This is a genomic window from Leptospira johnsonii (assembly GCF_003112675.1).
GTDB classification, from domain to species: Bacteria; Spirochaetota; Leptospiria; order Leptospirales; family Leptospiraceae; genus Leptospira_B; species Leptospira_B johnsonii.
In genome coordinates, this window is sequence record NZ_BFAY01000002.1 from 51,952 (window position 1) to 65,997 (window position 14,046).

Sequence of the window (14,046 nt, forward strand, 5' to 3'; positions counted from 1 at the left end):
GTACTGGGAATAATATCAGACCGGCGCTAGGTCTCCGGAAACGAATCTTTTCCAAGTGTTCAAAGCCACTTTAAAATCGGATTTAGCTTCCTTTACGGCCTTTTTGCCTACTTCTTCTTTCACGGATTTCAAATTGATCAGTTTGGCTTGGGTTTCCTGAACGGAATTACGCAGAGCCTCTAATCTTTCTTCGAATCCTGGGCTTAAGGTTTCAGACTTAGATTCCAGTTTTTCGCGTAGGGCTTTCTCATCCATGATCATCTTTTTACGAAGGATCTGTTCTTCAGAGATTGTCTTTCTATCGCTTGCCAAACCGAAAAATGCGAATGTATTGATCAGCCATTTGGTTGGATCGTAATCGAACCAACGGATACCGTTTCTGTAATCGGCTTGGAACTCATGGTGGAAGTTATGATATCCTTCGCCGAAAGTGAATAACGCGATCAGCCAATTGTCCTTAGCGGTATGTTTATCGGAGAACGGTTGATCTCCCTTGTAATGAGCCAAGGAATTGATGAAAAATGTCATGTGGTGGTTGACTGCAACTCTCAAAGAGCCTGCCAATAATAATCCACCTAACGCATCTCCCCAAAGAGCACAAAGAAGAGTAGGGAAGATAAACCCCATAAAAATAGCGATCGGATAATAATGATCGTCTTGGAATTTCACCCATTTGTCTTCGTAAAGATCGTTCACGTTAACAGGAGTTCTGTGGTCTCTATTCTCGAATAACCATAGAATATGAGCATACCAGAATCCTTTAGTGATCGCATACGGATCTTCTTCCTTATCAACGAATCTGTGGTGGATCCTATGATCGGAACTCCATTCGATTACGGATTGTTGGAACGCAGCTGCCCCGAAAAGAATATAAAAAAGTTTTACCGGCAAAGAAGCTTTGTAAGCTCTGTGCGAAAACAGACGGTGGTATCCCCCTGTGATCGCAAGCCCAGTTGCTGCAGTCATAAATAGATACACAAGCCATGTGTTTAAAGGAATGCCTCTGGTAAATAATAAGGCACCCGTCCCGATGACCCCGATGATCGGAGTCGCAATTAAGAAGATTGTGGTCTTCAACGCGTATTTCTTTTTCGTTTGTTCCATGTCGGCTTTCCCGTCTTGGTTTTTCTGATAAGAGCGGAATCGATGACTCAGGTTGCGAAAAAATTCGGAAATTTAGAATTTTTCCCCGCTGGCTCGAATCAGGCTCAAAAATCTGTTTTTTCCTGAGGAGTTCCTACTATCATGGGATTCCGGGCATCGCCCCGAGGGAGAACCGCTTTGAGGGAAGAATTATTTCAACTCATTCAAACCCACGCCTATCGTTTCCGAGAGGAACCGTTCACGTTGGCTAGTGGTAGAAAATCCAGGCATTACTTTAATTGTAAGGAAATCACTCTCCATCCCCAAAGATTAGAATTACTTTGTAAGTATATTGTGGAAAAACATCTCCCGGAATCCGGTCTGGACGGGGAGGAAGCCTTTGGAGGCCTTACCATGGGAGCGGATCCGATTTGTTTCGGGATCGCTCTAGAATACAGAAAACAGTTAAAGAATGTGTTCCCATTGATCGTAAGAAAACAAGCCAAGGATCATGGCACCAAAAATTTGGTAGAAGGTGGAGTAAACGCGGTCAAATCCTGTGTGGTTGTGGATGATGTAATCACAACTGGAGGTTCTACCTTGCAGGCTATCAAAAGTTTGAGAGATGCTGGATTGGAAGTAAAAGCCTGTATCTGTATTCTAGACAGGGAAGAAGGCGGCAGAAAAGCGATCGAAGAAGAAGGGATCCAAGTTTTCCCTTTGTTTAAAAAATCCGAATTCGGAAGTCTAGATTAATGTCCGTATTCAAATACGATTCTCCCGTTTTTAAGAAAAAACTGCTGATCCGTACAGGACTTGTGCTTTCAGTTTTCGTAATATTCATCGGAGTCAGTTTTATTCAGGTAGAATTGGATAAAAGATCTGCATTTCTTTCCATGTATCTGCTCTTGAGCGGGGTACTTATCCTTCTTCTTTTGAAAAATTACAGAAGACAATTGAAAGTATTAGAGGGCGCCAAGGTAGAATTGGATTCTTCCGCCTTAAAACAATGGAATGCAAAAGGCCAATGTATGGAGTTCGAATTCCGTGATCTGGAGAGTATCGAAAAAGACAGATTTCGAGGTTACGAAAGAATTCTACTCATCTCCAAACAAGGAACTTATATCCCGATCTTAAATCTGGAAAATATGGACCAATTCTTAGCTGAACTGGAGAAGAAGTCCGGCAAAAAGGCAAAAATTTTCGAAGAAGATACGAAGGTACTTAGCTGGAAAACTCTCATCGCATTCTTACCTTCTATCGGAGCGGCAATCGCTTTTGGGAGCGGATTCTGGAAAGAAAAACAGGATGCATTGTTTATCGTATTCGTAGCGAACGCACTTTTGTTTCTATTATATTTTCCTAAAGATAGAATGGACACCGGATATTCCGCGAGAAGGCGTTATATCTTTATTTTAGTGGTATTGTTGATCGTTTTAGTCGCTCGATATTTCGAGTGGGTCTAATTTTGGATAGATCCTGAATTGGTGATACCTTTCAGGATATTCATTTTTTTCTGAGCGAGCCTTCTAAGCTCAGTCATCTCGTCCGTAAAATTTTGTAAGATAGGATCCAAGTGCACATGATTCTCCATGGTCTGGATACTATCCCTTACATATTTCAAATCGTCAAAGTTTACTAACTTTCCGCCGAGTATCAGCTTACGCACTGTATCGAACTCGTATTTTCTCAAATGGATACGGATTAAAAACTCCGCGGAAAATTTAGAAGTAAGTCTGGACCACGGACTTTTTGGGTTAAAAGTAACATCGTTAGACGCAACTACGTCAGCAGCTCTTTTAAAACCTAAAGGAGAACCTCCTCCTCCGCCCAAAGAAGTTATCTCGTAATCCGGAATATCTCTCGCTACAGTGACGGGAGCCCCGTTCCTCTCCAATAACTCCGATAATAAATTTCTGCGTCTATTATCGTCGTACTCGTTGGGAGCGGCGGTGAGAACCCTTTGGTATTCTTCCAACATCACAGAGATATTGATGAATCTTCCCAAAGGAGTATTATTGTGTTCTTTGATCTTTGGAAATAATTCCCTAGTGATCTGAAAGGGAGATTTTCTTTTGTAATAGGTGGCCTCATAGGCCTTCTCCAATTTTTTCTCCGCAAATCCTTTTAAGTCGGTAACGATCTTCAGATCCGCATAGATATAAGCGTCCACTCCCTGGTCTTGCTCCCTGGCATTTTTGGATTGTTCCGGAAGAACGATCTTAATGATGAAAATATAGCGAGCTTCCCGAAGCATTTCCAGGATCTCGCGGATCTCATGCATATCCCTGGAAAAGAATGCGATCATATCTTTCAAAAAAGAATCGGAAGAAGGGATCCGGTTGTCTTCTTGCTGATTGATCTTTTTGATCTCTTCCGCAAGTTCCAGGGCAATTTCCAGCTGAGTAGCCATCGAAGGAATAACTTACTTCCGGGCTAGCTAGGAATCAAGATAGTTTTCCTCATTCCGGACTAAGCTGGAAGCTCATTTTTCTCAATAAATGTAGAGGATAGATCGCCGAAATCCAACCCAGGAGCGGCGCAAAAATTAGGATCAGGGCGGGGGTTTCGGGCAAAAAGGAGAAGGTAAGAGTCCAGCCGAATGCGTTCTTATTCACCACATATAAAATGATTGGTGACATGATGAGAGAAGATATGATCCCGAAGAATGCACCGAATCCGGTCAGATAAACCGATTCCGTTTTGAGAATAATCCCGAGTTGGTCCTGAGAGGCTCCCAAATATTTGAGAAGGCCCAGTATCCTACGTTTATCGTACAATGTATGGACGAGAGAAGAAAGTAGGGAAATTACAGAAATTAGAATGGCAGTCGCCTTAAGAGAATCCAAAACTCTGAATACTTTATTGATCTCGTATAGATATATTTCCCTGAGTTGCGCGGAATCGAGTAAGATCAGATCTTTGTATTCGGGATCTGAGCTTAAAAAATCAGAAATTTTCTTTTTGGAAGATTCGATACCGGAAGAGTCTGAATATTCCTTTTTTAAGAAAAGTTTAATAGAGTTTAAGGTCTTAAATTCGAAATTTTTTTCGTAGGAACGGATATCCATCATCACTGTTCCTTTTTCCGAGAAAAAATGTTCTTTGATCCCTTTGATATGAAACTCCTTTTTACCGAAAGGAGTTTGGGACACCAGCACATCTCCCACTTTCAGTTTTTTCAAATGGGCCATATTCGAAGAAATTAAAACATCTGTTTCTTCTTTTACTTCATTCTCTATCCTTTCTGGTTTGTCCCGATAAACGGAAAAATCGTAAGCATGGATGATGAAACTTCCTTTATCAGTTTCAAAAGAAGTATTCACCAAAAACCCGTCAAGATAAGAACTGACTCCTAAGTCCCTGATCTTCTCTGGCAGATCTTTAGGAACTCCCCCATGGATCCCTGAATGAAAAAATCGATCATTAATGATCGTAAAATCAGAAGGATATTCTGAATCCACCCAATCATTCAGAGATTTTTTGTAACTATCCGTAAGAATGGTCAGACATAAAACTAAAGAAACAGCCAACATTACCGTGGCAGCTGTCAACGTGTTCCTTCCTGGATTTTCTTTTAATTCTTCCAGACCTATTCTGAAAAAAGGAAAACTTTTATCGCTTCTGTCCAGGATTTTAGAAACACCTGAACTGAATAAGGAAAGTAAATAAGGAAAAGCGAATGTGATCCCAATCGTCACACCTCCCACACCCAGTAAACCAGGCAAAGGGAGTTTCCAAGGAGAAGGAAGATTAGAAATTCCTAAAGAAGATAAAAATATGATCCCGCCATAGATCGCAAGTCTTGAGTTTGGGATCTGTCTTTTTTCCTTTTGAGAATCTCGGAGTATGGATAGGGGAGGGACCTTTCCCGCTCGGATCGCAGGATACACAGAAGAAATGACTGAGCCCAAGATCCCAAGGCCTGCGGCAAGACTTAAGTCGAAGAGAGAAATAGAACTGTAAGTGGATAATAAGTTTTTATCCACAAGCCCGGACTCAGGACGGAAAAAATCCAAACCGGAGAAAAATATACCAAATACGATCCCTAACACCGTACCTATACTTCCCAAAAGAACTGACTGGCTTAAAAAAAGAAAAATAGAAGATCTTACATCCAGTCCTAAGGTTCTTAATATCCCAAGTTCTCTTTCTCTACTCAAATATAGGCCTGTCATTGTATTGGAAACCATGAAGAACGCTATGAGGAGTGAGATAAAAGAAATGATCAGAAGATTCAACTGGAAGGAACGAAGTGCATTTGCGGACTTTTCTTGGATCTCTTCGGAAGTTTCTATTTTTACATTCGGGCCTAGGAACTTTTGTAAGTTTTCTTTAGTTTGAGAAAGGTTACGATCAGAAGATCTTAAGAGAAGATAATCTGCTCCGTTTATACCGGTGAGTTTTTCTTGGATCAAAGAAATATCTTCAATGATCAAGAATCCCCCTTCTATATCCACCGGGATATAATCCTTAAACTCCCAGTTTTTTCCGTTCAGCAAAAGAGTGAAAGGAGCACCTTTGAATTTTTCAGCTAAGGATTTGGATACATACGTTTTTTCTAATGGACCAGAAGTTTCAGAACCTGTGTTTTCTTTTAAAGGAATTCCCAAATATTCCTTGGTCAGGTCCATCCCCATATACATGACTCTTAGATTATCCGAGGAAATTCCTTCCAACTGGATCCTTGGTCTGACTGCGGAAATATTTCTTAGATCCGGATGAGAATGTATTTCGGAAAGGATCTGCCAATCTAGGATTTGGCCGGGCCTACTCGGAGAGATTTTTAAATTAAAATCTCCCTTTAAATATCCCATGGAAAAATCGATTAGGGATTTTTCCGCTTTGTTTGCGTTACTCGTAGTGGATAAGAATAAACCAACGCCTAAGGAAATTCCTAAAAGAGCGAATATGAATCTGGGAAGATGAGTCTTAAAATATTCGTATAAGAATAAAAAATATAAATTCATACAAGATCCAAGGCAGGATTTTGTTCCGGTAAGATGAGTCCGTCCTTCATCTTGAGCCTAACTTTTCCTTTTTCTCCGATCTCCCTGTCGTGAGTTACTATGAATAAGGAAAATTTTTCCTTCTCTTGTAACTCCAACAGAAGTTCCAAAATTTTATGAGCGTGATAGGTATCTAAATTTCCCGTCGGCTCATCTGCTAAAACTATACTAGGACGTTTTGCAAGTGCCCTCGCGATCGCAACCCTCTGTTGTTCTCCTCCGGAAAGTTCGTCCGGTTTATGTTTGAATCTATGAGTTAGATCGACCTTCTCCAATGCTTCTTTTGCGATCTCTCTCGCCTTGGATTTTCCCAAACCGGAAATGTATAGAGGTAAGGCCACATTTTCCAAAGCGCTTAAGTAAGGAAGAAGGTGAAAGAACTGGAAGATTATCCCGGTTTCATTCCGACGATATTCAGTGAGTTCCTGTTCCGTAAAATTGCTTAGGTTTTTTCCACCTATCCAAACTTCTCCGGAATCTGCTTGGTCGATCCCGGATAGAATATTCAAAAATGTGGATTTACCCGAACCGGATGGACCCATCAAAGTTAAAAAAGTATCTGCAACATCTAAGTTGATCCCTTTTAGGACCGGCACGTTTTGTTTTCCGTTTATATAGGACTTGGTTAAATTTCGGATTAGGATCTTGTTTGTCGGATTCGACATAGTCCTATTTTGCATCCTCTAGAAGAGGACGCAAGGAAAAGAAGGTGATAAGAGGCACGGAGTTAAATGAGTCACAGAGAAAATTTCACACAGAGGCACAGGGCCGCAGAGGGGAGAGTGCTGATTTGTGAGAGAATATAATGATTATATAGATTTAAAGTAAGTTTGAGGAATAAGTCACAGAGTTGAGAGAGGCACAGGGAATATTCACACAGAGGCACGGAGTCACGGAGGAGTAAGAACTCCTACAAGCCATGATTAAACCCTCTGCGCCTTTGTGTCCCTGTGTGGAAATAACTCGGAGTCTCCCTAAAACTCTGTGCGAAAATCTTACCTAGTAATCCTCGCAAACTCAATTCCTTGGTAATAATGACGGATGATCTCTGCGTAGGTAAAATTCTGCTTAGCCATTCCGAAACTTCCCCATTGGCTTAAGCCAACTCCATGGCCTGCACCCATACCCTTGATCAAAAATCCTTCACTTTCTCTTTTGATACCGAAACGAAGAGACTTGACGGAAGTTCCGAGCAAGCTGCGGAATTCCTTCCCTTTTATTTTAGAAGTGCCTTGTTTACCGATGACTTCCAAAAGATCCACTCTGCCGGAAGGAGTTCTAGAAAGAACTTGGATGGATTGGATAGAACCAACGCCTAAGGACGAAAGAGTCTGGTCCATTTTATCTTGGTTTAAAATTTCTTTCCAAACAAAATTGTCTCCGGCCTCATCAAATCTGGACGCTACGGATTCCAAGTAAGGAAGTCTTTTGCCACCCCAAACTTGGTCAGGAGTTTCCGTTCTTCCGCCACTATTGGAATGAAAGAACATATGAATAGGATCATCTTCGTAAACTGCAAGAACACCTTCCGTATCACGAACAGCTTGGGTGGTTCTTGGATTTTCTTTCGTCATGCCTGAGTATGCTTGTGAGTTCACAGTGGACTCCACATCATAAGCGGTATCTTTTTTGTTCAGGATCTCTCTGATTGCATAAGTCCTGGAACAGATCGCCTGTGCTTTTAAAGCCTCGGTCGGCCAGCCTGCAGGAACTTCGGAAGGAACGACAGAATATAAATATTCTTCCAAAGGAACTCGATTGATGAGTAGAACGTTACCATTTTTATCAGGTTGGAGTAAAATTTCCCCTCTGAACTTTCTTCCCTTATATTCCAAACCTGGATTGTCCGCTACGAAACGGATAGGTGCTTTCAATTTTTTCGCGTCCAAAGAAACCGCATCGTAAGCACGTTTGATCAGAAGATCGTTCACATCATATACGAAAATCACTCCGTCCGCTTTGATCATTAGGTCTGATTCGGCCTTTCCTAAAAAGACCCGGATCTTTTCAGAAGTTTTGAGAGCGTTCGGAGAATTCCAAGGCCGGATAATGACGGTATTACAGCCCCAAACCGCCAAAATTAAAAATGATAGAATGATGATAGAAAGTCGTTTCATGGGCACCTGTCGGTTTCGTATACCTTTGGTATTGAATATCGAAGGAAACTCGGATTTGCTTCAGCGATTTTTAGGGGAGAAGATGGATACTGCTTCCAAATGAGGAGTCTGAGGGAATGGATCGCAAAGTAGGAACTCCTCCATTTGGTAGGATTCTTCCAAAAGGCGGGCGTCTCTTAAGAGATTTTCCGGATTGCAGGAAATATAGATCAGCTGGGAAACAGGATTAGAATTTAAGAAGGTACATAATTCAGGAGAAAGGCCGCTTCTGGGAGGGTCGGCAATCACTACAGAATCTTTCCAAGGTAGATTTGCGGAGGACATTTTCTCCAGACCTTTTTTATGGAAAAGATCAAAGGCCAGAAATTCTATCTTTTTGTCCGGGAACACTTCTTGTAGGAACTCCTCACCTGCTGATACGGAAGAAGGCACGATATCAATTCCTAGGATCCTGGAAAATTTTTCTCCGAATAGAATGGAGAAAAATCCGCTCCCGCAGAAAAGGTCCGCTAAATTCTCCGCGGGTTTGATCTTAGATCTAATAAATTCTAAAATTTTAATGAACTCTTTCGGATTCGGCTGGAAGAATCCATCAAAGGGAATTTTGAATTTTTTACCCCATACTTCTTCTATCAGATAAACATTTCCTCTGATCGCAATCGCTTCTCCTGAGGCGGAAATTTCTCCCTTTTTGCGGTTAAAACAAAAGACTATGTTTTTAGCGCTTAGGACTTCTTTCGCTTTTTCCGCAACTTGGTTCATCAGATCTTCGTCCTTGAAGTCTTCTGTGAATGTGAGGATACTCATGGAGTCGTCGGTAAAAACTGATTTGCGAAGAGTGAAATATTTTAGATAACCTGTTTCCTTTTTGCGATCATATTCCAATTCAGGAAAAGATTCCAAAAGTTTTTGGAATAAAGGCATTTCAGAATTTGCCCAGTCTGTTTGGATCGAACAGTTCCCTATAGGTACAATCCTTCTAAAATTTCCCGACATTCTTAAGCCGACGACCCGCCCTGGGAAAACTGCAAAGTCCATACGATTTCGGTAAGAATAAGAAGAATCCGCAGGAGAAACTCCTTTGTGAATCGGATTGAAATTTTCTAATCCTTTTAGGATTGGCTCTGATGTTAATTTGAATTGTTCCGGATAGGGCAGGTGTTGACCTGAGCATCCTCCACATTCTCCGAAACTTGGGCATAACGGAGAAGAAACCCTCGTTTCTAAATGGGTAGGGTTCCATTTATAGAAAACTTTTCTTTTTCCGAATTTGTATACATCATATACGTCTCCCGGGAGAGAATAAGGGATTTCTATTTTTCTTTTTCCTAATGTACCTTCTCCTCTTAGGTTAGGAAGAAGGTTCTCGATTTCTAAAACTCCGAAAGGTTCCTGATCAAACATGGATTAAGGACGAATGTCTATATTCTCCAAACCTTGGTTGGTAAATATCTCTTCGTATTTGCTGATATAAGGAGCTTCTTTTTCTATTCGCTCTTCTATCGCCATAGAAGCCACGCCTGTTTCTCCGTATTCTTGGAGGAAATCTCTTCTGGCCATTCTGTGGATCAGCTCGTCCCAGAATAATTCATTATCGTAATCGGAAATGATATCGAATATATCCGTTTGGTCTTCGAATTTTCGGGTAGGGAAATACACATCGTCTGCAGCATCGTAGTCAACGAATTCCTGCTTTCCAAAATCTTTTGCAAAGGAAAGTATGTATTGCTCGAGTTCGGCATAGGAATTTAATTCCTCGTCACCTTCGTTAAAAGCATTGATCATCCAACTGGAGATCGCGATGGATTTTAGTAAGGTTTCGTACTGCTCGGGTGTGAACTCAATTTTCATGCAAAATCCTCGAATTAAGGTCAATTTTAACTGGAGAGCCCAAGGAGCTACCAGATTTTTTCAGGGCTATACCTACTTTAGAACCTTCTTATTTTATATTTTCCTGGTTTCAGGGTTCGGGTTTTGTGCAAGCACACAGAGATTCGAACAATTGAAAAAAGTAAAAGACGACAAGGCCTTAGTATATGTGCTTAGGCCAGATAGAGAAGCTCAGTCCATATTCTCCTTTGGCATAGAATTGTATAAATATCCTGGATCTTTTAAAGAAGGCGGCAGCAGTTTATTTCAAAAATTCGGATTGGAGTCAGGAGAGTATAAGATCTTAGAACTGACGCCCGGATTTTATACGCTGAAATGTAGAGACTTCGAAAAAGTTTTTTTTGCGAAAGAAGGTAAGATCTTATTCTTATCTATAGAACTTTATAATACTGGGAACTTCTCCTTACCTGATCTATTCATTCAGGAATCCAAACCGGAAGATGCACTTAGATCCTTATTAGAAGGAAAAAGAATGTATAGGAATTCTTCCGAAAACTAAGGATTCCAATGAGAGATCAGCTCTTCCAGATAGTACTGGAAGTTTTTTGCACCTTTAGACCTTCCCATCGCCATCCAATCTAAATGTCCTCCACCTTTGATCTCCCAGAAAATTTTAGGATCTTTTGCTTTTTGGAAAAGTTCCATCCCATTCGGATAGGAAACGATCTGGTCCTCGGTTCCATGTACTACCAATAGTTTTACCGGAGAAATTTGATCCGCTACTTCTCCGGGACTTAAATGATCCGAGAAGAAGAATCCGACCAACTGTCCTATCGGAAAGAAAAACACTCTCTCTGCCACGGTTTTAGCCACATGAGAATAATATGCGAAGGTGCCATCGCCTACGACCAGTAATAATCCCTCTTTGTTTTGCATTTCTCCTACGGCCCGTATCGCAATTGCTCCGCCCATACTTTGTCCGTAAACGATCCAAGGAATACCCAGTTCTTTTGCTCTGTTCTGTTGGAATTTCAGGATTTCTTTAGAATCTTCTAATATAGGTTCCTTCTCCGCTTCTCCTTCCGAATCTCCGTAACCTCTATAGTCCCAGATCACTAATTCATAACCTTTTTCAACAAGCCATACAAGACTGATATAGTGGCTAGACATATTGTCCCCATTTCCATGGAACTGAAGAATGCTCGCCTTTGCTTTTATCTTAGAGGGTTTGAAGATCCAAACTTTGATATTTGTCCCGTCTTTCATTCGGAGAGAAAGTTTCTCTGGTTGGAATCCCATTTTTTCAGGAGGAATATACATTTCCCTAGTAGGGTAAAATAACATAGAAGAACAATTGCCTAATAGAAACAGAATGAGAACGGGATAGTAAATATATTTAAAATTGATACACATAGGAGAAGCTGGCTTCATTATAATTCCTTTGGGCTTTTGCCTCTAATCTCAATTCATGATTGGCATGGATAGCATAACGAAATCCTAATTGTGCCTTATAATCGTCCGGGATCCCATAAACTGAAAAAGTATAATAATGCAAAGACAATACCGCTTTGAAAGAATCAAAATTTGCGATCCAATAGGCTGCAATTTGAGGAGCTACGATTGCATTCGTATCATACTTACCGTTGTATCTTACTTTTGCTCCTGCCTGAGCGGAGAATAAAAAACGTTTTGGTCCTTCTGAAAATTGGTCCTGGAAGCTATAGCCAAAAGTAGTTTCTATATTTGCATTCGTAACTCTCTCATATTTTTCGGATTTTGAAACATCATCCAATCTATACAGTGTGTAAGACAGATCTTCCGGCCGGAGGACAGCCTGCCATTCCAGAAGTTTTCTATCTTCCTTGTTCCTACTTTTCTCGTAAACGGAGGAGTCCGCTCCTGAATCCACAAAATAAGAAACCGAGCGACCTAATGAATTGTAAGGAGTTAATGAAAGAAGCCGAACGATATGGAATTCTTCTAGATGTAACTTTTTAGAATCCTGGTAATATCTTGCCTTAAAAGAAAAATAATCCACGGAAGAATTCGGGATATAACCTTGGTCCGTATTCAAAAGATCGTGGATAGCGGCCCTATAACCGAAGCCTAAAAAATTTCCCAAACTGGATATTCCCATTTCATGATACAGTGCGGAACTACCATGGCCCACATGAGGACTTTGGGTGATAGGAGAATATCCGGAATCCTCATAATCGGTCGGAAGTTTACTTCTGAATAAGAGTAATTGTTTGTAAGTTTGATCCCATTCTTTAGGAGAATCTCCTTCCGCTTTTTTGTAACGAAAAGAATCCAGGATCGTATCCGAAAGAAAAGCAGTTCTGACTTTAGTATCCGGTTCTTTATTAGTCAAAGGAGATATATCTCCATTCTTCATTACATTTTCGTAAAGGTTCTTTTCTTCTTCGTTCATTTTTCTGAGTTTCTGGATGATCTTGCTATGTAGAGAAGGCCTATATTTGATCTCTTTTACAAGGCCTGTCTGTTCAATATATTTTTTAACAGTATCTCCCGGGATCACAAAAGGAGCCTTGTCGCGCAGATGAAGGCTCGGCCTCGCTACTTCTATCAGAGAAAACAAATGGTAGGAACAATTCTCATCTAAAAAATAATAATCGAAAGTAGCGGCTCCCAATTCCCAGAGATGCCTCGTCATTCTTTTGACCTCTTCCTCTTTCAGATCCAACTCATATTCCCAAAGATCTCTACTTTCAATATCGTTATATTCCGCAATTTTAACATAATAAGGGAATAAGGAGAAGGTTCCGGGATATCCTCCGAACAAACCAAAAATAGAATACACGATCGCATTCGTAGATTCAGGATCCGCATTTGCAGCGTAATTTACCGAGTATTCTAAAATTTCCTTTCGATGGCGATCTCCGGAATCCAATTTTAAAAGAGTATGACCGAAGATAGAGGCGGGCGCATTCATATAATAAGAAGCGAATATGATCTTTGCACCTTTAGGATTCAAAGTAGCGAACCATTTTTCGAATCTGGAACAATCTACTTTTGCAAAATCTGTATCCGGAATGGAAAGTTTCTCTTGGAGCCATCTTTTTCTTTCCGGGAATTTGCATACTGGATGCATCCAGTTTTCTTCTCCGGGAGGAGGGGGGACTTCGGTCATAAAGGCTTCGATTGCGGAGAGTAGTTCTTCTTCCGGGTTTTTTCTTCCTTCTCTAGAAAGAAAAAAAGAAGAAGAGTCCGCCTCGCTTACCCAGTTTCCGAATGTGGTTTTAGTATAATGTAATAGAAGGATCCAATATCTATCTTCCCAAAGTTTTCTGGTCTCTGCCGTTTTTTGGTATTCTAGGATCTTTTCGGTCCCTGTCGCATAAGCAGGTCTGAAAGTCCCGAAAATAGAGAATAAAAATAATATTAGAAAAAAAGAATAGAGCTTAGAGGGCACTTAAAGTTTTAAATTGGGCGAATATTCCCTTCTCCTTTTGGGAGAAGGGAAATGTGCACTACCCTTGTAAAAGAGTAATGTTGATCAGATTTTGCAACTTCCGACTAGAGCGGAGTTGTTTGCTACTTCGAATCTCATTTTTTCCAAAAAGGAATCCGGAGTGTTTTGGTCGAAAAGTGCGGAGAATTTTTCTTTTCCTACTTTTCCGAAAGTTCCCATATCGGAACAACCCATCAAAGAAGCGAAAGCTTCCATTTTTTCTCCTGAACCTTTAGCAAATTCTTGCTCCAAAGATTGGAAGTTCATATGAACAAAGATCTGCTGTTCCGCTTGCTTTTGAGTAAAGCCACTGGTCTCACATCCCAAAGTTCCTGTGGAAATCCCGAAAGTTTGGTTTCCAAGAGTTCCGTTTACGGTAGCTGCGATCACTTGATGAACTTTTTTGTTCTCGGTGATCACGATCGAACCAAGACCACATCCAGCAGCGCCGTGTTTAGCGGAAGCTACGTAAAGTGGAGAAGCTACTAAAGCGAGAAATAGAGATACTGCTAATATTCTTTTCATGAGTTATCTC

13 protein-coding genes are annotated in these 14,046 nt (G+C 40.8%); 3 read left to right on the forward strand and 10 right to left on the reverse strand.

What is annotated here, in order from left to right:
* Nucleotides 1-15: 15 nt before the first annotated feature.
* On the reverse strand, nucleotides 16-1,104 hold the full coding sequence (locus LPTSP_RS00920) for an acyl-CoA desaturase (protein WP_108926977.1): 1,089 nt from the start codon (nucleotides 1,102-1,104) through the stop codon (nucleotides 16-18).
* A 141-nt stretch (nucleotides 1,105-1,245) separates the two neighbouring features.
* Here LPTSP_RS00920 and pyrE point away from each other — a divergent pair, with 141 nt between their 5' ends.
* Together pyrE and LPTSP_RS00930 are read left to right on the forward strand one after the other, a co-directional pair.
* Nucleotides 1,246-1,839, forward strand: coding sequence for an orotate phosphoribosyltransferase (gene pyrE / locus LPTSP_RS00925; RefSeq protein ID WP_174704407.1), 594 nt, complete (start codon nucleotides 1,246-1,248; stop codon nucleotides 1,837-1,839).
* A complete protein-coding gene (locus LPTSP_RS00930; protein WP_108926978.1) occupies nucleotides 1,839-2,549 on the forward strand; it encodes a hypothetical protein in 711 nt (236 codons plus the stop codon). Before pyrE ends, LPTSP_RS00930 begins: the two co-directional genes overlap by 1 nt.
* On the opposite strand, the gene LPTSP_RS00935 is transcribed toward LPTSP_RS00930, so the two are convergent.
* The 6 genes from LPTSP_RS00935 to LPTSP_RS00960 all read right to left on the reverse strand — a co-directional run bounded on the left by LPTSP_RS00935 (nucleotide 2,546) and on the right by LPTSP_RS00960 (nucleotide 10,060).
* Nucleotides 2,546-3,496: a hypothetical protein gene (locus LPTSP_RS00935; RefSeq protein ID WP_108926979.1), complete on the reverse strand. Its 951-nt coding sequence runs from the start codon at nucleotides 3,494-3,496 to the stop codon at nucleotides 2,546-2,548. The genes LPTSP_RS00930 and LPTSP_RS00935 overlap by 4 nt on opposite strands.
* Nucleotides 3,497-3,545: 49 nt before the next feature.
* Nucleotides 3,546-6,053 (reverse strand): ABC transporter permease, encoded by a 2,508-nt coding sequence (locus tag LPTSP_RS00940; protein ID WP_108926980.1) that lies wholly within the window; start codon nucleotides 6,051-6,053, stop codon nucleotides 3,546-3,548.
* On the reverse strand, nucleotides 6,050-6,757 hold the full coding sequence (locus LPTSP_RS00945) for an ABC transporter ATP-binding protein (protein ID WP_108926981.1): 708 nt from the start codon (nucleotides 6,755-6,757) through the stop codon (nucleotides 6,050-6,052). The genes LPTSP_RS00940 and LPTSP_RS00945 overlap by 4 nt, the downstream gene beginning before the upstream one ends.
* A 330-nt stretch (nucleotides 6,758-7,087) precedes the next feature.
* On the reverse strand, nucleotides 7,088-8,209 hold the full coding sequence (locus LPTSP_RS00950) for a SpoIID/LytB domain-containing protein (protein WP_108926982.1): 1,122 nt from the start codon (nucleotides 8,207-8,209) through the stop codon (nucleotides 7,088-7,090).
* A 60-nt stretch (nucleotides 8,210-8,269) separates the two neighbouring features.
* On the reverse strand, nucleotides 8,270-9,613 hold the full coding sequence (locus LPTSP_RS00955) for a class I SAM-dependent RNA methyltransferase (RefSeq protein ID WP_108926983.1): 1,344 nt from the start codon (nucleotides 9,611-9,613) through the stop codon (nucleotides 8,270-8,272).
* Nucleotides 9,614-9,616: 3 nt separating this feature from the next.
* Nucleotides 9,617-10,060, reverse strand: a complete 444-nt coding sequence (locus tag LPTSP_RS00960) for a hypothetical protein (RefSeq protein ID WP_008589780.1) — start codon at nucleotides 10,058-10,060, stop codon at nucleotides 9,617-9,619.
* Between LPTSP_RS00960 and LPTSP_RS00965 the strand changes: the two genes are divergently transcribed.
* A complete protein-coding gene (locus LPTSP_RS00965) occupies nucleotides 10,059-10,598 on the forward strand; it encodes a hypothetical protein (protein WP_108926984.1) in 540 nt (179 codons plus the stop codon). The two genes, LPTSP_RS00960 and LPTSP_RS00965, sit on opposite strands and share 2 nt — an antisense overlap.
* Here the strand turns inward: LPTSP_RS00965 and LPTSP_RS00970 are convergent.
* The 3 genes from LPTSP_RS00970 to LPTSP_RS00980 form a co-directional block, all read right to left on the reverse strand.
* Complete coding sequence (locus tag LPTSP_RS00970; protein ID WP_108926985.1) at nucleotides 10,595-11,470, reverse strand: alpha/beta hydrolase; 876 nt, start codon at nucleotides 11,468-11,470, stop codon at nucleotides 10,595-10,597. The two genes, LPTSP_RS00965 and LPTSP_RS00970, sit on opposite strands and share 4 nt — an antisense overlap.
* Complete coding sequence (locus LPTSP_RS00975) at nucleotides 11,436-13,472, reverse strand: Lnb N-terminal periplasmic domain-containing protein (protein WP_108926986.1); 2,037 nt, start codon at nucleotides 13,470-13,472, stop codon at nucleotides 11,436-11,438. Before LPTSP_RS00975 ends, LPTSP_RS00970 begins: the two co-directional genes overlap by 35 nt.
* 84 nt (nucleotides 13,473-13,556) lie before the next feature.
* The gene (locus tag LPTSP_RS00980; RefSeq protein ID WP_008590522.1) at nucleotides 13,557-14,036 is read right to left on the reverse strand and encodes a DUF3015 family protein; all 480 of its coding nucleotides are present in this window, start codon (nucleotides 14,034-14,036) and stop codon (nucleotides 13,557-13,559) included.
* Between the last annotated feature and the right edge of the window lie 10 nt (nucleotides 14,037-14,046).

Coding starts and splice junctions, on each gene's coding strand:
- LPTSP_RS00920 (WP_108926977.1), bottom strand. CDS start 1,104: ATGGAACAAACGAAAAAGAAATACGCGTTGAAGACCACAATCTTCTTA.
- pyrE (WP_174704407.1), top strand. CDS start 1,246: ATGGGATTCCGGGCATCGCCCCGAGGGAGAACCGCTTTGAGGGAAGAA.
- LPTSP_RS00930 (WP_108926978.1), top strand. CDS start 1,839: ATGTCCGTATTCAAATACGATTCTCCCGTTTTTAAGAAAAAACTGCTG.
- LPTSP_RS00935 (WP_108926979.1), bottom strand. CDS start 3,496: ATGGCTACTCAGCTGGAAATTGCCCTGGAACTTGCGGAAGAGATCAAA.
- LPTSP_RS00940 (WP_108926980.1), bottom strand. CDS start 6,053: ATGAATTTATATTTTTTATTCTTATACGAATATTTTAAGACTCATCTT.
- LPTSP_RS00945 (WP_108926981.1), bottom strand. CDS start 6,757: ATGTCGAATCCGACAAACAAGATCCTAATCCGAAATTTAACCAAGTCC.
- LPTSP_RS00950 (WP_108926982.1), bottom strand. CDS start 8,209: ATGAAACGACTTTCTATCATCATTCTATCATTTTTAATTTTGGCGGTT.
- LPTSP_RS00955 (WP_108926983.1), bottom strand. CDS start 9,613: ATGTTTGATCAGGAACCTTTCGGAGTTTTAGAAATCGAGAACCTTCTT.
- LPTSP_RS00965 (WP_108926984.1), top strand. CDS start 10,059: ATGCAAAATCCTCGAATTAAGGTCAATTTTAACTGGAGAGCCCAAGGA.
- LPTSP_RS00960 (WP_008589780.1), bottom strand. CDS start 10,060: ATGAAAATTGAGTTCACACCCGAGCAGTACGAAACCTTACTAAAATCC.
- LPTSP_RS00970 (WP_108926985.1), bottom strand. CDS start 11,470: ATGAAGCCAGCTTCTCCTATGTGTATCAATTTTAAATATATTTACTAT.
- LPTSP_RS00980 (WP_008590522.1), bottom strand. CDS start 14,036: ATGAAAAGAATATTAGCAGTATCTCTATTTCTCGCTTTAGTAGCTTCT.